The sequence below is a fragment of the Arthrobacter alpinus genome, from assembly GCF_900105965.1.
Classification (GTDB): domain Bacteria; phylum Actinomycetota; class Actinomycetes; order Actinomycetales; family Micrococcaceae; genus Specibacter; species Specibacter alpinus.
This window is the reverse complement of sequence record NZ_FNTV01000001.1, coordinates 430,477-445,781: the sequence shown is the minus strand read 5'-3', so window position 1 is coordinate 445,781 and position 15,305 is coordinate 430,477. Positions and strand designations below refer to the sequence as shown.

General features: G+C 60.6%; 10 protein-coding genes and 3 tRNA genes. 6 read left to right on the top strand and 7 right to left on the bottom strand.

Annotation, left to right across the window (positions count from 1 at the left end):
• Positions 1-13: 13 nt before the first annotated feature.
• Complete coding sequence (locus tag BLV41_RS02005) at positions 14-1,273, bottom strand: ABC transporter substrate-binding protein (RefSeq protein WP_083360550.1); 1,260 nt, start codon at positions 1,271-1,273, stop codon at positions 14-16.
• 363 nt (positions 1,274-1,636) lie between these two features.
• Between BLV41_RS02005 and BLV41_RS02000 the strand changes: the two genes are divergently transcribed.
• Positions 1,637-2,806 (top strand): ROK family transcriptional regulator, encoded by a 1,170-nt coding sequence (locus BLV41_RS02000; protein ID WP_074710099.1) that lies wholly within the window; start codon positions 1,637-1,639, stop codon positions 2,804-2,806.
• Positions 2,807-2,997: 191 nt separating this feature from the next.
• On the opposite strand, the gene ilvC is transcribed toward BLV41_RS02000, so the two are convergent.
• The 4 genes from ilvC to ilvD all read right to left on the bottom strand — a co-directional run bounded on the left by ilvC (position 2,998) and on the right by ilvD (position 8,667).
• Positions 2,998-4,023, bottom strand: a complete 1,026-nt coding sequence (ilvC, locus tag BLV41_RS01995; RefSeq protein WP_074710097.1) for a ketol-acid reductoisomerase — start codon at positions 4,021-4,023, stop codon at positions 2,998-3,000.
• A 92-nt stretch (positions 4,024-4,115) separates the two neighbouring features.
• Positions 4,116-4,628, bottom strand: a complete 513-nt coding sequence (ilvN, locus tag BLV41_RS01990) for an acetolactate synthase small subunit (protein WP_044579493.1) — start codon at positions 4,626-4,628, stop codon at positions 4,116-4,118.
• Positions 4,629-4,630: 2 nt separating this feature from the next.
• Positions 4,631-6,520, bottom strand: coding sequence for an acetolactate synthase large subunit (locus BLV41_RS01985; protein WP_074710094.1), 1,890 nt, complete (start codon positions 6,518-6,520; stop codon positions 4,631-4,633).
• A 386-nt stretch (positions 6,521-6,906) separates the two neighbouring features.
• Complete coding sequence (gene ilvD / locus BLV41_RS01980) at positions 6,907-8,667, bottom strand: dihydroxy-acid dehydratase (protein ID WP_074713042.1); 1,761 nt, start codon at positions 8,665-8,667, stop codon at positions 6,907-6,909.
• 336 nt (positions 8,668-9,003) lie between these two features.
• On the opposite strand from ilvD, the gene BLV41_RS01975 reads away from it, so the two are divergent.
• Together BLV41_RS01975 and BLV41_RS01970 are read left to right on the top strand one after the other, a co-directional pair.
• Positions 9,004-9,076: transfer RNA gene (locus tag BLV41_RS01975), tRNA-Lys, on the top strand.
• 70 nt (positions 9,077-9,146) lie between these two features.
• Positions 9,147-9,219, top strand: a tRNA-Lys gene (locus BLV41_RS01970).
• Between the two features lie 188 nt (positions 9,220-9,407).
• Here BLV41_RS01970 and BLV41_RS01965 read toward each other — a convergent pair.
• The gene (locus BLV41_RS01965; RefSeq protein ID WP_074710091.1) at positions 9,408-10,808 is read right to left on the bottom strand and encodes a beta-N-acetylhexosaminidase; all 1,401 of its coding nucleotides are present in this window, start codon (positions 10,806-10,808) and stop codon (positions 9,408-9,410) included.
• A gap of 303 nt (positions 10,809-11,111) precedes the next feature.
• Here BLV41_RS01965 and bcp point away from each other — a divergent pair, with 303 nt between their 5' ends.
• Complete coding sequence (gene bcp, locus BLV41_RS01960; protein ID WP_074710088.1) at positions 11,112-11,588, top strand: thioredoxin-dependent thiol peroxidase; 477 nt, start codon at positions 11,112-11,114, stop codon at positions 11,586-11,588.
• A gap of 105 nt (positions 11,589-11,693) precedes the next feature.
• Here bcp and BLV41_RS01955 read toward each other — a convergent pair.
• A tRNA-Leu gene (locus BLV41_RS01955) sits at positions 11,694-11,775 on the bottom strand.
• 142 nt (positions 11,776-11,917) lie between these two features.
• Between BLV41_RS01955 and BLV41_RS01950 the strand changes: the two genes are divergently transcribed.
• Positions 11,918-13,639, top strand: a complete 1,722-nt coding sequence (locus tag BLV41_RS01950) for an ABC transporter substrate-binding protein (RefSeq protein ID WP_244516696.1) — start codon at positions 11,918-11,920, stop codon at positions 13,637-13,639.
• A 131-nt stretch (positions 13,640-13,770) separates the two neighbouring features.
• The gene (locus BLV41_RS01945; RefSeq protein WP_074710086.1) at positions 13,771-15,270 is read left to right on the top strand and encodes a malate:quinone oxidoreductase; all 1,500 of its coding nucleotides are present in this window, start codon (positions 13,771-13,773) and stop codon (positions 15,268-15,270) included.
• The last annotated feature ends 35 nt before the right edge of the window (positions 15,271-15,305 follow it).

The window sequence follows — 15,305 nt, the reverse complement described above, 5'->3', positions numbered from 1 at the left end:
ACTCTCTTGTTGCTTACTTGGCGAACTGCTGTTGTGCCGATTCGAGCACCTTGGCCATGGATTCCTGACCGTTGTAGACGCTGACCAGGTTCGGCTGGATGTAGGTGCCGACCTTCGACCACTGGTCGCTGACGCGCTGGCCTTCAACGTTTTCAAATGCTGCTTCAAAGACGCTCTTGACCTGGTCGCGGTATTTGGCGTCAATGGTTTCGAAGTACAGCGGCTGTGAGGCTAGGCGGGCCGGGTAGCTGCGGCCCGAGGTTGCAATGTAGTCCTGTGACTTTTCGCCCAGCAGTGATCCGAGGACCTTCAGGGCAGCGTCCTTGTTCTTGCACTCCTTGGACAGGCCGTAGCCGGAGCCCAGGACCAGGCCAAGTGAACCCTTGTCGCCTGCGGGCAGGGGTGCCATGCCCGCTTCGAAGCCGGGATCATTGTTCAGGTAGCCCACTGCGTTCCAAGTGCCGTCCACGGCCATGGCCGCGTTGCCGCTGGAGTACTGGTTCTCGCCCCATCCGGTGTCGGAGGCGCTGGCCACGGGGGCGGCAACCTTCGCCTTGGTGACGAGCTCGCCGTACCATTCCGACGCTTTGAGGAAGTCAGGGTTGGTCAAATCCAGCGTGCCGTCTTCGGTGACGGGCTGAGCACCTGCCATGGAGATCGGCAATGCCTGCCACTGGAAGTCGCCCATGCCCACGCCGAAGCCCTGCTTGCCGTCTTTGGTAGCAGCCTTCGCCGTCTTCTCGAAGTCGCCGAACGTCCATCCGATCTTCGGCGTATCAGCGGCTGCAGCCTTCAGCTGGTCGGCGTTGTAGTAGACGAGCATGGTGGACATGTCGAACGGCACGCCGTACATTTCGCCCTTGTTCTTCAGGATTTCCAGGGCGCCGGGTGCAAAGTCGGCTTCGTTCAGCCCTGCAGCCTTCAAATCGTCTGCGGTCAGCGCAGCAAAGCCGGCCGTGTAGCCCGAGAGCATTCCGGAGTTCATGCCCGAGATGCAGGCCATGTTGCCCGATGCCATGTTGGTGGTCATCTTGGTGAAGTAGTCGCCCCACGGTGCCGTACGCAAAGTAATGTCCAAATCGGGGTTTTCCGCTTTGGCGATGGCAAGTTGTTCGTTCAGTGCGGTGGTGTCATCTTCGCTACCTGACCACATGTCGATGACGATGCTGTTGTCACCTGCCCCGCCACCGGTGGTTGCTCCACTGCCGCAACCGGTAAAGGCAAGGGTGGCGACGGCCGCGACGGCCAGGATGCCAATTTGAGATTTCCTCATTGAATTTAACTCCTCGGATCTCGGCACTTGAGTGCCAAGGCTTGTTCGACGAATGATGATGGATTCAGCCGCGATGGCAAAGCGGGGACTTAATTCGACGCTCGTACTTACTTACATTCACTATCGCGTAAAGTAAGTGTCGCAGATCATCTTCCAATCACCAAGCTATTCATCCGATGTTTGGGAGAACATTTTTGGAATTCCGGAACCTATCCGCATGATTCCGCGGGAATGCGTGGCATGGGAACCGTGAAGTGCCACCTTGACGCCGGACCATCGTGCCATCTCGGATTTGCTTCCGCCGATGCGCCTATGCTGGCACTAACGCGCCAAACCACTTAGTTCGACACAAAGGAAAAGATCATGCGGGAACAGCCGCCGACACCCTCGATTCCAGGACAGTCCCAGCAGATCATCTCGCTGGTTGCCCATGGCACGGCAACCACTCGAGCCGAATTGGCGAAGAAGATGGGCTTGGCTCCGTCCACGGTATCCCTGCGAATCGCGGAGCTGACGGAGCTGGGAGTGCTCGTCGAGGACGGTACGGGAATCTCCAAGGGAGGGCGCAAGCCGCGACTCCTGCGCTTGGCCGAGGACCAGGGGCAAATCCTGACCGCCGACCTCGGCAGTCGCCACGCACGCTTGGGCCGCTTCTCCCTAACGGGCACACTGCTGTCAACTCAAACAGTTCAGGTCAGCGTGGAATCGGGGCCCGAAGCCACCTTGAACTCAATCCTGCAGGCATGGACTGACGTGGCAGGTGGCACCGGCGCAGACCTGAGTGGATTGCGTGGAGTGGGGATCGGGCTGCCTGGCCCTGTGGATGTGGGCGCCGGGACCGTCCGGCTGCCGTCCCGCATGCCGGAGTGGGCAGGCTTCCCTATCCGGGAATGGCTGGAAGAGAAGATCGGCCTGCCCGTTATCGTCGACAATGACGCCAACCTCAGCGCCCTGGGCGAACATCACGCCACCCTGGGACCAAACCAGCACAGCATCACGGTCAAGGCCGGAACCGCCATCGGCAGTGGCATTATTGTTGGCGGCCAACTGCACCGCGGGGCCACCGGCGCCGCGGGGGACGTCACGCACACGCGAGTGGCGGCCGCCATGGACGAACCATGCACCTGTGGAAACATGGGATGTTTGGAGACTATTGCCAGTGGTGCCGGCCTCGTCCGCCGGCTCCGGCGCCAAGGCCTGGACGTTTCCACAACCGCCGACGTATTGGAACTGGTGCACCGCGCCGAACCGCTGGCCACCACGGCCCTGCGCACGGCCGGCACCCACCTTGGCGAGGTTCTCGCCACGATTGTGAACTTCTTCAACCCGGATTCGCTCTATCTGACGGGCCATATGGCCTCCAGCGAAATGTTCATAGCCGCCGTGCGCAGCCGCGTGTACGAGGGCTGCCACCCGCTCATGACACAGAACCTGCATATCGGCGCAGCCTCCACCGGCCAGGACTCCGGCTTGCGTGGCGCCGCCCACCTGGTGCTCAACCGCGTCCTCAGCGACATAGGCCCCCACCGCTGACGCCGGGACACCACACTTTTGGAGGGCGCCCCGAGTAAACAAAGTACGACGGCGCCTGCCGGACCCGAGTGGGTTCCGGCAGGCGCCGTCGAACGTAGTTGGACCTAGGCGCCCGAAGCGTCTGGGCCCACGCGCCCGAGGGGCCCCAAGCGGATACGCGCCAGCGGATCTGCTTGGGGAGGGCGTGGGGATTAGCGGGCTACGGAGCCTTCGGTGTAGTCATCGCTGTTGCTGATCCAGGAGAACAGTCCGCGCAGTTCGCGGCCGGTGGCCTCGATGGGGTGCTCTTCGCCCTTCTTGCGCAGCGCCTTGAATTCAACGCCGCCGTTGTCCTGGTCCTCGATGAAGCGAGTGGCGAACGCACCGCTCTGGATGTCGGCCAGAACAGCCTTCATGTTTTCCTTCACCTCGGGGGTGATGACGCGCGGGCCGGAGACGTAGTCGCCGTATTCTGCGGTGTCGGAAACGCTCCAGCGCTGCTTGGCGATGCCGCCTTCCCACATGAGGTCAACGATGAGCTTGAGCTCGTGCAGTACCTCGAAGTAAGCGATTTCCGGCTTGTAGCCGGCTTCGGTGAGAACTTCGAAGCCGTACTGAACCAGCTGCGAGGTGCCACCGCAAAGAACTGCCTGCTCGCCGAACAGGTCGGTTTCGGTCTCTTCGGTGAAGGTGGTCTCGATGACGCCTGCACGGGTTCCGCCGATGCCCTTTGCGTAGGCCAAGGCAAGAGCCTTGGCGCCACCGGTGAAGTCCTGCTCAACGGCGATCAAATCGGGGATGCCACGGCCGGCTTCGAATTCGCGGCGCACGGTGTGACCCGGAGCCTTCGGAGCAACCAGGGCAACGTCAACATCAGCCGGGGGCGTGATGTAGCCGAAGCGGATGTTGAAGCCGTGGCCGAAGAACAGGGCGTCGCCAGCCTTCAGGTTCGGGGCAATGTCCTCGGCGTAGACGAAGCGCTGCACCTGGTCCGGGGTCAGGATCATAATGACATCGGCTTCGGCGGTTGCCTCTGCAACGCTAAGGACGCGCAGGCCCTCTGCTTCTGCCTTGGCAATGGACTTGGAGCCTGCCTTGAGGCCAACGCGAACGTCGACGCCGGAATCGCGCAGGTTCAGAGCGTGGGCGTGGCCCTGGCTGCCGTAACCAATGATGGCGACCTTGCGGCCCTGGATGATGGACAGGTCTGCATCGTCGTCGTAGAACATGTCAGTCACTGTGGAACTCCTTGAATAAATGGTGTGTATTGATGTCTTGAAAAATAATTCTTGTGGACCCCAAGGGGCCGGTGCACTATCGGAGCCTTGCGCTAGGAAGCGCGAAGGGCCCTGTCGCTCATTGAGCGGGATCCCCGCCCAATGGCCAAGGTGCCTGATTGCACGATTTCCCGGATCCCAAAGGGTTCCAGAACGTTCAGCAATGCTGCAAGCTTGTCCGCGTAACCGGTGGCTTCGATGGTCAATGAGTCTGTGGACACATCAACTACTGAGGCCCTAAAGAGGTCTGCGGCTTGGGTTACCTGCAGTCTCGTGGCGGCATCCGCACGTACCTTGACCAGGATGTGGTCCCTTTGCACGGAATTCTCTGAAACTAGTTCAACGATCTTGATGACGTTGACTAGTTTATTCAGCTGTTTGGTGACTTGTTCAATCAGGTCACCGTTGGCGTCGACCACAACGGTCATGCGGGAAACTCCCTCAATCTCGGTGGGGCCCACAGCCAAGGAGTGGATGTTGAAGGCGCGGCGGGCAAACATGCTTGCCACGCGGGTCAAGACGCCGGGCTTGTCTTCAACCAGTACGGAAAGAGTATGTCGAGTCATGCTTAGTCCTCCTCGTCCCACACCGGGGTCATGTTCCGGGCTACTTGAATTTGATCATTGCTGACACCCGAGGGCACCATCGGCCACACCATGGAATCTGGGCTGACCACGAAGTCAATGATGACAGGGCGGTCATTGATGGCCAAGGCCGCCTCGATCGTCGCGTCGATGTCCTCGACCCGCTCGCAACGAAGACCCACGCAGTCGTAGGCGTCGGCCAGCTTGACGAAGTCCGGTACTCGAATGCTGTCATGGCCCGTGTTCAGGTCCGTGTTGGAGTAGCGGCTGTTGTAGAACAGCGTCTGCCACTGGCGCACCATGCCCAAGGAGGAGTTGTTGATGATGGCGACCTTGATCGGAATGTTGTTGATCCGGCAGGTCGCCAGCTCCTGATTGGTCATCTGGAAGCAGCCGTCACCGTCAATGGCCCAGACCACGCGGTCCGGGTTGCCCACCTTGGCACCCATTGCGGCCGGAACCGAGTAGCCCATGGTGCCGGCGCCGCCGGAGTTGAGCCATGAGCGGGTGCGCTCGTACTTGATGAACTGCGCAGCCCACATCTGGTGCTGCCCAACGCCTGCGGCGTAGACGGCCTCGGGGCCGGTCAGGGCGCCGATACGAGAAATGACGTGCTGCGGGGACATGAGCCCGTCTTCGGGTTCGGTCCAGCCCAGCGGGTAGGTGTCGCGCAAGTTGCCAAGGAACGCCCACCAGTCACCGAGGTCGGGAGTTCCGTTGGTGTCAAACTCCACCTTCACGGCGGCGCTCAGATCGGGGATGATCTCCTTGACGGATCCCACGATCGGAACATCGGCCGTACGGTTCTTGGAGATTTCGGCCGGGTCGATGTCGGCATGAATCACCTTGGCGTGCGGGGCGAAGCTGCTCAGCACGCCGGTGACGCGGTCGTCGAAACGGGCGCCAAGAGTGATGAGCAGGTCGGACTGCTGCAGCGCGGTCACGGCCGAAACCGTGCCGTGCATGCCGGGCATGCCAACGTGCAGAGGGTGGGAGTCCGGGAAAACGCCGCGGGCCATCAGCGTGGTGACCACGGGTGCGCCGGTCAGTTCGGCCAAGACCATGAGCTCGTCGGAGGCATTGCCCTTGAGCACACCGCCGCCAACGTAGAGTACGGGCTTCTTGGATTCGCGGATCAGGCGGGCCGCTTCGCGCAGCTGCTTGGAGTGTCCACGGAACACGGGGCGGTAGCCGGGCAGGTCAATGACGGGCGGCCAGGAGAAGGTCATCTGGCCAACCTGGGCGTCCTTGGACACGTCTACGAGAACGGGGCCGGGGCGGCCGGTGGAGGCGAGGTGGAAGGCCTCAGCCAGCACGCGCGGGATGTCGTTGGGGTCCGTCACCAGGTAGGAGTGCTTGGTGATGGGCATCGTGATGCCCACAATGTCCGCTTCCTGGAAGGCATCGGTGCCGATGACGGCACTGGACACCTGGCCCGTGATGGCCACCATGGGCACCGAGTCCATGTGGGCATCCATGATAGGCGTCACCAGGTTGGTGGCACCGGGGCCGGAGGTGGCGATACAAACGCCAACGTTGCCGGTGACCATGGCGTAGCCCTGTGCAGCGTGGCCGGCGCCCTGTTCGTGGCGGACCAAGATGTGGTTGAGGGACGACGCCATGAGCGGATCGTAGGTAGGAAGGATTGCTCCACCGGGCAAACCGAAGATGTCCTTGACGCCAAGCTCTTCAAGGGACCGGACAAGTGCCTCGGAGCCAGACATCTGTACAGGCGCCACAACGTTGTTGGGCCCGACGACGTCGGAGGCGGGGGTGGTGGTGCCAACGGCACCAGAAGTGGTGCCACCGTGGGCACCGTGTCCGGAGGACTTGGCTGCCATCAGCGCTGGGCTGGCGGGCGTTCCTTTACTCATCGGTTCTTCCTTTGGGAAACTCATGCTTGGGGTCAATCTTCTTTGCTTGCGTTCAATTGTGGATGGTTGACGCAGTACTACGAGTTGCCGCTGGTGGTGGAAACAAAAAACCCCTCAGCCCATAAGTCACTTGGCGAGGGGGTATGCACGTGGTGTGACATACTCTCATGCGAGCGTCACGGGATCTATGACCTTGGGTGCGGTCACTTCGCGTCACGCGCTAGCTAATGACGACTACGAGATTTCGTTGCATGTCTGCAAGTCTCCCGTTTCCCGATCCTGAGTGTCAAACAGGCCACACCCGCGTCTCACATTGTGGACGCTAAGTCCACCTTATGGTCATCGTGTCCATTTTTCGGCAATATTCCTGCAAATTCGCGCTTTGATTAGCCGCAGTAGGCTCCCGTTGAGGCACTGTTGACAAGCTTGGCGTACTTGGCCAAAACTCCCGTGGTGAACTTGGCCGGGAGCGGCTCCCATCCTTCCTTGCGCGCATCCAGCTCCGCCGGATCCACCAGCAGGTCGAAGGTCCGGGCCGCGATATCAACCCGGATGGTGTCACCGTCGCGCACAAAGGCGATCGGTCCGCCGTCGACCGCTTCCGGGGCAACGTGACCAATACACAGCCCGGTGGTGCCGCCGGAGAAGCGCCCATCCGTGAGCAGCAGAACGTCCTTACCCAGCCCGGCACCTTTGATGGCGCCGGTAATGGCCAGCATTTCGCGCATGCCCGGGCCACCCTTGGGGCCTTCGTAACGGATCACCACCACCTCGCCCGCATGGATTTCGCCCCGGTCGAGAGCTTCCAGGGCACCCTGCTCACGTTCAAAAACTCGGGCCGTTCCCTCAAAGACGTCCAGGTCGAACCCGGCGCTTTTAACCACGGCACCCTCGGGGGCCATGGAACCGTGCAAGATGGTGATGCCGCCGGTCTTGTGCAGCGGGTTGTCCATGGCTCGCAACACCTTCCCGTCCGGGTCCGGCGGGTTGATCAGGGCCAGATTTTCCGCGACAGTCTTTCCGGTGACGGTGAGGCAATCGCCGTGGATGAGTCCGGCGTCGAGCAAGGCCTTCATGATGACCGGCACCCCGCCGATCTTGTCCACATCAAACATTACGTAGCGGCCAAACGGCTTGAGATCCCCAAGGTGCGGAACACGATCTCCGATCCGGTTGAAGTCGGCCAGGGTCAGATCCACCTGGGCCTCGCGGGCAATGGCCAGCAGGTGCAACACCGCATTGGTGGATCCGCCGAAGGCCATGGTGACGGCGATGGCGTTCTCAAAGGCTTTCTTGGTCATGATGTCGCGGGCACGGATACCCAGGTGCAGCAGGTTCACCACGGCCTCCCCCGACTTGCGGGCAAACATGTCACGACGGCGGTCGGCGCTGGGTGGGGCGGCGGAACCCGGAAGGGACATGCCCAATGCCTCGCCGATGCACGCCATGGTGTTGGCCGTGTACATGCCGCCGCAGGCGCCTTCTCCGGGGCAGATGGCGCGTTCAATGCTGTCGAGGTCTTTCAGGCTCATCTTGCCGGCGGCACAGGCACCCACGGCCTCGAAGGCATCGATGAGGGTCACTTCCTTTTCCGTGCCGTCCTCGAGCTTGGCGAAGCCCGGCATGATGGAGCCGGCGTACAGGAAGACGCTTGCGAGGTTGAGCCGGGCTGCGGCCATCAACATGCCGGGCAGGGACTTGTCGCAGCCGGCCAGCAATACTGATCCATCGAGGCGCTCCGCCATCATGACGGTTTCCACGGAGTCGGCGATGACCTCGCGTGAAACGAGCGAGAAATGCATTCCCTCATGGCCCATTGAGATGCCGTCGGAAACCGAGATGGTGCCGAATTGCATGGGGAATCCATCGGCGGCGAACACGCCTTCCTTGGCGCCTTGGGCCAGACGGTTCAGGGAGAGGTTGCACGGGGTAATTTCATTCCACGAACTGGCGACGCCGATCTGGGGCTTGCGGAAGTCGTCGTCGCCCATGCCGACGGCGCGAAACATGCCGCGCGATGGTGTTGCGTGGATGCCATCGGTCACCACTCGGCTGCGGGGCTTGATGTCCGGTTTGCCGTCCGCAGCCAGGACAAGCGCGTCCGCTGACACGGCGCCCGGACTGGGTGAGTCTGCGTTGTTGGTCATGGCATTGTTTTCCATTGCACTGCTCTCGACGGCACTTCTGCGGGCGCTCATGTGCGTCAGTCTACGACTCGCTAGTGAACTACGTCACTACCCCCGCCGCTCCCAGGTCTTCACTCGGGCTTCATAGCCAAGCGGGACAAAAATATTCAACGATTTTTTGGGGTCAAAACCGCTAGATTCCGCGGATCCCATCTATCGCTGCTGTGATCCGTGGCTCAAAATCACCAAAAGAGTGCTTTTGGATTTCACACTCACGGAAAAAACCCGTATAGTTTCATGTCGTTGCGAGGAACACCGCGGACACAATCCGAAGTGGTTCCCAGCAGTGAAAAAGATGCACCTCTAGCTCAATTGGCAGAGCAATTGACTCTTAATCAATGGGTTTCCGGTTCAAGTCCGGAGGGGTGCACGGGTAAAGCCGCTCCGACACTGGTAACAACCGGTGTCGGTGCGGTTTTTTACTGCAAATACAAATGAATGCACCTCTAGCTCAATTGGCAGAGCAATTGACTCTTAATCAATGGGTTTCCGGTTCAAGTCCGGAGGGGTGCACAAAGGGTAACCGCTTCACTACTGGTAACAACCAGTAGTGAAGCGGTTTTTTTGTTGCCCCAAGACGCGCGTTTGTCATGGGGCTGGCAGGTCTTCGATCCCCACACCACATACGGCCATGCTCTTCTTTTCTTTCGTGGAATACGCGCCAGGCATTGTTGCTCAAACGCCGATAGCCGTATGGGCGGCTAGTGGAAATGCGCTCGGCCGGGCCACCGAGACAATGCTTCACCTCGTTCCGTGAACTCTTCGTAGAGAAGTCCGGCCACCGCACCGACCCACATTTTTTGGGCCAGCACACCAAATGCGGGCTTCACCAGATCGAAGACCGCTTGTTCGTCGTAGTTGTTCAAGACCAAGTCGTTCCATACTGCCGACGCCGCACCCAACAGCTGTGGGTGCAGCGCACAGAGGTCCTTGCCTTCGCCAAAAACATGCGGTTCCCAAGTTTCAAACAAGGGCTGCGCATCCAAGGCACCGCCGTGATAATAGTCGGCAAAGGGGACTATGTAGAGCAAGTCGTCGTTCGTGTTGATGACCTTGTACCCATCGGTTACGGCGGCCTGGCCGCTGTACCAATCGTTGTTCCATGCACAGATGACAACGTCGCGGTTGTAGCCTTCAGTGCCGGTGCTTCCTGCTCCCCCGGACATGGTACTCAGACTCCCCCACGCTACGGGGTCCCTGCCCAGCGATCGAAGATGGGTGCTGATGGCATTGAAGAACCTGCGGTAATCCTCACTGTGTTCCTTGCTGTATTCGTCGGCACCGAAATGGACCGCAGGCCCACGGAACCACGGCACGAATTCATCGAAGAGTCCCTTCACCAGGTGAATTGTTTCCGTCTTGCCGAGATCGAGCATGTCCGAGTCCCCACCGTTCAGGCCGGTCTCGGGACGCCACCGGATGATGGAGCGTGAGTGTGCCGGGACATCCAATTCCGGAACCAGTTGCACATGCCGGCTAGCTGCCAGATCCTCGAAGGAATCCCACTCGACGCGGTCATAGGCTCCGTCCTCGGATGCCAGACCCGCGATCCAGGGTGAATCCGAGGCCAACCGGAATCCTTGCTGCGCCTCGTCCCAGCTGCGCTTGGTGTCCTTGGTGATCTCATTGTCGTTGAGGTGGATCATGAAGGTGTTGATCTTGAACCAGCTCATCATGCGGATGTAGTCACGCACGGCTTCCGGCCGGGCAAAACGCCGGCCCACATCCAGCATGAAGCCACGCACGGGATAGTTGGGCCAGTCAACAGCGATGCCGTCCGGCAGGGTCAGGGACGATGCCAGCATCTGCAGCAAACTGCGCGTTCCCCAGTAGACCCCGGTATCCGTCCGCGCCGTGATTTTCACGCCGCCGTTGATCTCCAGCAGATACCCTTCGGTGGCCGCGGTGGCATTCTCGGTGGAGAACTCAAGGTCCGGGTCAAGGGCCAGTTCAATCGTGACAGGCTGCACCCCGCGGCCCAGGGAGGAACTCGTCAATTCGGCAAAGTCGGCGAGTAACGTGGTGGCGGTGGCGGCCAGTTCCGGGGAATGTTCGACGGCGATTCCCCGGCAAGGCTTGTTGTCCCGGTTTGTGCCGTCCACCGCTGCAGGGATGGAATGACCCGTGGAGCGGCCGTTGCATTCGCACTGTCGACGGAGGACTCCGAATGGGATGAGGCTGTGGTGTCCAAGAATTTCAGTCCGTTCTACGTCGGTGGTGGTCTCGCGCAGCCAGCGGCAGCCGCCGGGTGCAAGAGAAGTTGGGATCCACGGTAACCTGTTCCCCCTGTGGGAGCTCGCCTGTGTGGGACATCCGCGCAACGCACTAGGCTTGAGAGAGTGCCCAAAACAACTTCCCCAGCTTTCGCCACTTGGCGCTGCACCGGGGCGAACGAGGAGTAAAACATGACCGAGCGTCTAGTCCCGGGCGATTTGGCCCCTACTTTTAGCCTGCCGAATGCCGATGGCGGAACCACCTCATTGGCGGACTTTGCCGGCCGCAAGGTGATCCTTTTCTTCTACCCGGCTGCCATGACTCCCGGATGCACCAAGCAGGCCTGCGACTTCCGTGACAGCCTGCCCTCGTTGCAAGCTGCGGGCTATGCGGTAGTGGGTCTTTCCCCCGATCCCGTCGCGAAGCTGGAAAAGTTTGTTGCCCGCGACGGTCTCAACTATCCCTTGCTGAGCGACGAAGACCACGCCGTGGCGCTGTCCTACGCTGCCTGGGGTGAGAAGAAGAATTACGGCAAAACGTACCAGGGCCTGATCCGCTCCACCATTGTTGTTGATGAGGCGGGCGAGGTTGCCGTGGCCCAGTACAACATTCGCGCAACGGGCCACGTCGCCAAGTTGCACCGGGATTTGAAGATCGCTGCCGCATAGGACGGGAATGGTTGGCCTCTGTTGCGCCGGACTCGCAGCCACCAACTCAGTAGTGAGCCGGATATGACAAAGGCCCCGTTCATCTGAACGGGGCCTTTGTTGTTGTGCGCAAGAGGGGACTTGAACCCCTACGCCCGAAGGCACAGGTACCTAAAACCTGCGTGTCTACCAATTCCACCACTCGCGCTAGTGCATTGAAGCATGAACAATACTACCGGTTCCAAGAAGTAGTCTTGACCACCTTTGACAGCCATCAGGGGGAACTCCCAAGATTGCCCTACTAAGATGAGTGGCTGATGGACCATCCGTGCTGCAAGGAGAAATAAATCGTGCCACACCCCGCCGACTCGCTGTGTGCTGTGCCATCAAGCACCGTGCCACGTCGCCAGGTGCTCCTGCGCGCGGTGTCACTGACCGCCGTCGTTCTTCTCGGCGCAACGGCCTGCACGGTTACTCCGGACCCGGCCCCGGGAACAACTGCCGCGGCAACAACGGCCAGCACCATCGCCAACGCCACGTTCAGCTTTGGCACCGGTGCCGACCCCTCGGGCCTGGACCCGGCGCTTGTCTCGGACACGGAATCGTACCGGGTGACCCGGCAGGTCTTGGAAGGATTGCTCACGATCGACCCCGTCACCGGGGCGCCGGCACCCAGCCTGGCCACCACCTGGACGGAGCTCAACGATGGATTGAGCTACAGCTTCACCCTGCGCCCAAACGTAAAGTTCCACGACGGAACCGCATTCGACGCCGCAGCTGTGTGCACCAACTTTGAGCGCTGGTACGCGTTCAAGCCCGCGACCCGGGGCGATGGATCGGCCTCCATGTTCAAGCAGGTCTTCCGTGGATTCAAGGACGACTCAGCCAACTCGCTCTATGAAAGCTGCACGGTTGATGGCGATCTGAAAGTCACCTTAAACCTGAAAATGCGGCTCACCGGATTCCTCGAGGCACTCACCTTGCCCGCATTCGCCATCTCCTCCCCCACCGCACTGAAAGCCGGAACCGCGGATGTTCTGGACCAGACGTTCTCGGCGAACAAGGTTTCCAAGTACGCCCTGCACCCCGTGGGCACCGGACCTTTTACTTTCACACAGGCAAAGCCCGGTTCCGTGACCATGACCGCCAACGCCGACTATTGGGGTAGCAAGGGCCAAATCGAAACCCTGAACTTCAAGACCTACGAGCAGCCGGAAACCCGCATAGCCGCGCTCGAGGACGGATCCATCGACGGCTTTGATCCCGTCACGCCGGACAACTTGGACAAGCTCATCAAATCCGGACAACAGGTCCTGCAACGGGATCCGTTCTCGGTCATGTACCTGAGCCTGAACCAAAGCATTCCTGCCCTTGCCGATCAGAAAGTGCGCGAGGCCATCGCCGCCGCCATCGACAAGTCCACCATTGTGAACAATTACTTCATCGCAGGAACCGCCACCACGGCGCAATTCATCCCGCCGAAACTCAGCGGTTTCAACAACGCCGTTGCAGGGATCCCCTATGACCCGCAAAAGGCCAAGACACTCCTGGCGGCCTCAAGCTACAAGGGCGAGGAACTGAAGTTTTACTACCCAACCAATGCCGCCAGGACCTACCTGCCGTCGCCGGAAAAGGTCTACGCCCAGATCGCCACCGAGCTCACCGCGGCCGGTCTGAACATCAAACCCGTCCCCGTCCCGTGGGGCGAAGGCTACGTTTCAGCCGTGACCAGTAGCGGTGACCACGCCCTGAGCCTGCTGGGCTGGAACGGCAGCTACGCGGATCCGGACAACTTTGTTGGTGCACTCTTTGGCGCCCCCAACGCCCAGCTCTCCATGAACGATCCGCAATTGGTCTCCAAGATCACACGCGCCCGCAGCATGCCCAACGGTCCGGACCGCGTGGCCGCCTACCAGGCCATCAGTGAACAACTCGCACAGACAGTTCCTGCTGTGCCCATTGCGTTCCCCATCTCAGCAATCGCGCTCTCGGACCGGGTTGCCAGCTACCCTCTGAGCCCGGTCCTGAACGAGGTCTTCAACATGGTGAAGTTGACTCCTTCCACTGGCTGACGGCTCCCCACCCAAGCCGGGCTCACGCCGTCGGACGTTCAATGAGCGCTCTCACCCGCTCCGGATTTACGCATCCAGCCCCTGCCGCGATACGCTTCTAGCGCTAGGAAGAGCCTCTACCGGAGTTGACTGTGACCTTCATTTCGAACACCAAAGACGCTGACGTCGTACTCATCGGAGGCGGCATCATGAGCGCCACGCTGGGCACCATGCTCAAGCAACTCGAACCAAACTGGAAGATTGTGCTGTTCGAACAGCTCGATACGCCAGGATTGGAATCCTCCAGCCCGTGGAACAATGCCGGTACCGGCCACTCCGCGCTTTGCGAGCTTAACTACTCCCCCGCCGCCGCTGACGGATCCGTCAACCCGGCAAAGGCCATCAACATCAACGAGCAGTTCCAGCTCTCGCGCCAGTTCTGGGCGCACCTGGTGGACGAATCGCTGATCGGCTCCCCCAAGGGCTTCATCAACACCGTTCCGCACATGAGCTTCGTTATTGGCGAAGCGCACCGGAAGTTCCTCAAGGCCCGCCACGAGGCACTGAAGACCAACCCGGTCTTCGCGTCCATGGAGTACTCCGAGGACCCGGCACAGATTGCCAAGTGGGCTCCCTTGGTCATGAAGGGCCGCGATGCTTCACAGCAGGTTTCCGCGACTCGTTCCGCCGAGGGCACCGACGTTGATTTTGGCGCCCTGACCCGTGAGCTGATCGGCTACATGGGCAAGAACGACGTCGAAATCAACTACGGGACCACCGTCACCGATGTGGCACGCACCAATGACGGCGCGTGGGATGTTTCATTGAAGCACCCGTCCTCCGGTGAATACGGCAAGGTCAAGGCAAAGTTTGTCTTCATCGGCAGCGGCGGCGGCGCCCTGCACCTGCTGCAAAAGTCCGGCATCCCCGAGGGCAAGGGTTTCGGAGGCTTCCCGGTTTCGGGTCAGTTTTTCCGTTGCACGGATGAAACCGTTGCAGCCAAGCACAGCGCCAAGGTTTACGGGCAGGCTTCCGTGGGCGCCCCGCCCATGTCGGTCCCTCACCTCGATACTCGTTATGTTGACGGCAAGCGCTCACTGCTGTTTGGTCCGTACGGTGGATTCTCCACCAAGTACCTCAAGACCGGTAGCTACATGGACCTGCCCGGGTCCATCCGCCCCAACAACATCATCCCGATGCTCGCTGTTGGCAAGGACAACCTTGACCTGGTCAAGTATCTGGTGAGCGAGGTCACCAAGTCGCGCGCCGGCAAGGTTGACGCTCTCCACGAGTACTTCCCCGAAGCAGACGGCAAGGATTGGGAGCTGATCACGGCAGGCCAGCGCGTGCAGATCATCAAGAAAGATACCAAGAAGGGCGGTGTGCTGCAGTTCGGCACCGAGGTCATCACGGCCGCCGACGGCACCCTGTCAGCACTGCTGGGTGCATCCCCGGGTGCTTCCACGGCCGTGCCGATCATGTTGGAATTGCTGCAGCGTTGCTTCCCGCGCAAGTTCAAGCTTGAATGGCAAGACTCCCTGCGTGGCATGATGCCCACCTACGGCACCAAGCTGAACGATGATGCGGAACTCTTTGAAAAGAGCCTGGCCTCCACGGCAGCCTCCTTGCAGTTGATGACTGACAACGCCTAAAATCCCCTGCATCGCTGGATGGGGACCGGCATGAC

Excerpts from the sequence above, each read along its gene's own strand:
- BLV41_RS02005 (WP_083360550.1), bottom strand. The coding sequence starts at position 1,273 with ATGAGGAAATCTCAAATTGGCATCCTGGCCGTCGCGGCCGTCGCCACC.
- BLV41_RS02000 (WP_074710099.1), top strand. The coding sequence starts at position 1,637 with ATGCGGGAACAGCCGCCGACACCCTCGATTCCAGGACAGTCCCAGCAG.
- ilvN (WP_044579493.1), bottom strand. The coding sequence starts at position 4,628 with ATGACTCGACATACTCTTTCCGTACTGGTTGAAGACAAGCCCGGCGTC.
- BLV41_RS01985 (WP_074710094.1), bottom strand. The coding sequence starts at position 6,520 with ATGAGTAAAGGAACGCCCGCCAGCCCAGCGCTGATGGCAGCCAAGTCC.
- ilvD (WP_074713042.1), bottom strand. The coding sequence starts at position 8,667 with ATGACCAACAACGCAGACTCACCCAGTCCGGGCGCCGTGTCAGCGGAC.
- bcp (WP_074710088.1), top strand. The coding sequence starts at position 11,112 with ATGACCGAGCGTCTAGTCCCGGGCGATTTGGCCCCTACTTTTAGCCTG.